This window comes from Blastocatellia bacterium (assembly GCA_025054955.1).
Taxonomy (GTDB): Bacteria; Acidobacteriota; Blastocatellia; order HR10; family J050; genus JANWZE01.
This window is the reverse complement of record JANWZE010000093.1, coordinates 1-2,993: the sequence shown is the minus strand read 5'-3', so window position 1 is coordinate 2,993 and position 2,993 is coordinate 1. Positions and strand designations below refer to the sequence as shown.

The following is a 2,993-nucleotide window of genomic DNA, read 5'->3' as shown; positions in this document are numbered from 1 at the left end:
ACTACGAGCGCGACTATTGCTCGTCGGTCTGCTGTATGTACGCCACCAAAGAGGCCATCATCGCCAAAGAACACGCAGGTGAAGACCTCCAGTGCGACATCTTCTTCATGGATGTCCGGGCGTTCAGCAAAGGCTTCGAGGCATACTACGAGACCGCCAGGAAGCTGGGCGTCAACTACATTCGCTGCCGCGTGCCGGTCGTCGAAGAGATTCCGGAGACGAAGAATCTCAGGATCACCTATCTGACCGAAGACGACCGCAAAGTGGCGAAGGAATACGACCTCGTTGTGCTCTCCGTCGGCATGCAGCCGCCTCGGAGCGTGCGCCAGATTGCCGAGACATTCGGTGTGCGGCTGAATCGTTTCGGATTCTGTGAGACCTCGATCTTCAGTCCCGTAGAATCCGGGTGCGACGGAATCTACGTGGCCGGCCCTTTCACTGAGCCGAAGGACATTCCGGAGACGGTGTCACAAGCCTCGGCAGCGGCAGCGCGAGTGATGGCATTGCTCGGCGAAGCGCGTGGCAGTCTCATCGCTCCCACGGTCTATCCGCCGGAAATTGACGTGCGCGGACAGGAGCCGCGCGTTGGCGTCTTCGTCTGCCACTGCGGGACGAACATCGCCGGCGTCGTGAACGTTCCGGCCGTGGTCGAATACGCCCACACGCTGCCGGGCGTTGTGTATGCCGAGAACAACCTCTACACCTGTTCAAACGACAGTCTCGAACGCATCAAGGAGAAGATCAAAGAGTACGGCCTCAATCGCGTGGTCGTGGCTTCGTGCACGCCGCGCACGCACGAGGCGCTTTTCCGCAGCGCGGTTCGATCAGCGGGATTGAATCCTTACTACTTCGAGATGGCCAACATCCGCGAACATTGCTCCTGGGTGCACAGTCACGAGCCGGATAGAGCAACAGAAAAAGCCAAAGACCTTGTCCGCATGGTTGTGGCCAAAGTGAAGCTGAACGATCCGCTCTACCCACGTCCGCTGGAGGTGAGCCATGACGCGCTCGTCATCGGCGGCGGTTTGGCAGGCATGACAGCGGCAGTGGCACTGGCCGATCAAGGCTTCACCGTGCACCTCGTTGAGAAAGAGGGCCAGCTTGGCGGCTACCTGCGAGGCGCTTACTACTTGCTCAATGGCGAAGACCCACAGGCCGCCTTGAAGACGCTGATTGCTACTGTCACCGCTCATCCGAACATCCGCGTCTACACCAATGCGGCGCTCGCTGAGGTCAAAGGCTCGCTCGGCAACTTCGAATCGAAGATCGCGGCGGGCGGCAACGGCGCAACAACAGAGATACGCCACGGCGTCATTGTTGTGGCAACAGGCGCGCAGACCTACACGCCGACGGAGTTTCTCTACGGTCAGGACGACCGCGTCTTGCTGCATCATCAACTGGAAGAACGTATCGCCAGCAACGGGTTCAGGGCGAAGTCCGTCGCCTTCATTCAGTGCGTCGGTTCCCGAAATAAAGAGCGCCCGTATTGCAGTCGCACCTGCTGCTCCGAGACGATCAAACACGCTCTGAAGCTCAAAGAGCGTGATCCCGACATGCAGGTCTATGTGCTCTATCGAGAGATGCGCACCTACGGATTCCGTGAAGCCTACTACACGAAGGCTCGCAAACTCGGCGTCGCGTTCATCCGCTACGCCGATGATCGGCCGCCCACCGTCGTCCAGCGGAATGGCAGACTCGCCGTCATCGTGCGAGATGAGACGCTCGGCGAGACCATCGAGTTGCTCGTGGACCATGTCATTTTGGCGGCCGCCACAATTCCGCGTGAGGATAACAAGGAATTGGCGCAGTTGCTCAAAGTCCCGCTGAGCGAAGACCGGTTCTTCCTCGAAGCGCATCGCAAGCTGCGACCGCTCGACTTCGCCACCGACGGCATTTTCCTCTGCGGGAACGCACATTCTCCGCTGGCCATTGAGGAGGTCATCTCGCAAGCCTTGGGCGCGGCGGCACGGGCGGCGACGATTCTCTCGAAGGATACGATCGAACTGGAACCGACCATTTCCCACGTCGTCACCGAAAACTGCGATGGCTGCGCGTATTGTGTGGATCCGTGTCCGTTCAAGGCAATCACGCTCGTTGAGTACGTTGTGAACGGAGAAGTCAAGAAGCGGGTGGAAGTGAACGAAGCCATCTGCAAGGGCTGCGGCACGTGCATGGCGACCTGCCCGAAGAGGGCGATTTACGTCTGGCACTTCCGACCGGAGCAATTGTTGGCGGAAGTGAAAGCCGCATTGGGGGTGATGACATGAAGGGATCTCGCCAACGGGCCAATGGCGCCGGCGGATGATCCGTCGGGATTTTTCATCCGCTGGGGAGGATTTTTCAGGAGAGAACGTCCCATGAGCGACGAGCAATTTGAACCGTTAATCATCACTTTTTGCTGCTACTGGTGTGCGTATGCCGGAGCAGATCTCGCGGGCACATCGCGCATCCAGTATCCGCCCAATATCCGCATCATTCGGGTGCAGTGCACCGGCATGATTCATCCGAATTTCGTCATCGAGGCGCTCACCAGCGGCGCTGATGGGGTGCTCATCTGTGGCTGTCATCCGGGTGATTGCCATTACCTGGAGGGGAATCTGCGTGCCAAGGCCCGCGCCGAAGCCATTGAGTTGATGCTCGAAGACTTCGGTCTGGAGCCGGAACGCTTTCGTTTGGAATGGGTCTCGGCTTCCGAAGCGCAGCGCTTTGCTCAAGTCGTCACTGAGATGGTCGAGCAAGTCCGACGCTTGGGGCCGAGCCCCTATCGCATGGCCGGATAGTATCGGCCGGTTATTTTCGGCAGACTGCGGTGGTCGACGAATCCAAAAAGGAGGTGACCTATGGCGGTGCGACTCGCTCAAGAGTGGTTCGCCATCTGCGGGGGATGCGAAGTCACGATCCTCGATGTTGGCGAGCCACTGCTCGATATTCTGCCTCAGCTTGAGATCGTTCACATGCCCGTCCTCATGGATCACAAGATCTACGGTCAAACC

2 protein-coding genes are annotated in these 2,993 nt (G+C 58.8%); both read left to right on the top strand.

The annotated features are described in order from the left end of the window. Positions 1-2,267: FAD-dependent oxidoreductase (locus tag NZ823_11860; GenBank protein ID MCS6805818.1), on the top strand; the 2,267-nt coding region annotated here is incomplete at its 5' end. A gap of 90 nt (positions 2,268-2,357) precedes the next feature. Further along, positions 2,358-2,780: a hydrogenase iron-sulfur subunit gene (locus NZ823_11855; protein MCS6805817.1), complete on the top strand. Its 423-nt coding sequence runs from the start codon at positions 2,358-2,360 to the stop codon at positions 2,778-2,780. Positions 2,781-2,993 lie beyond the last annotated feature (213 nt).

Bases quoted from the DNA above. Each gene is read 5' to 3' on its own strand.
- NZ823_11855 (MCS6805817.1), top strand. From the start codon at position 2,358: ATGAGCGACGAGCAATTTGAACCGTTAATCATCACTTTTTGCTGCTAC.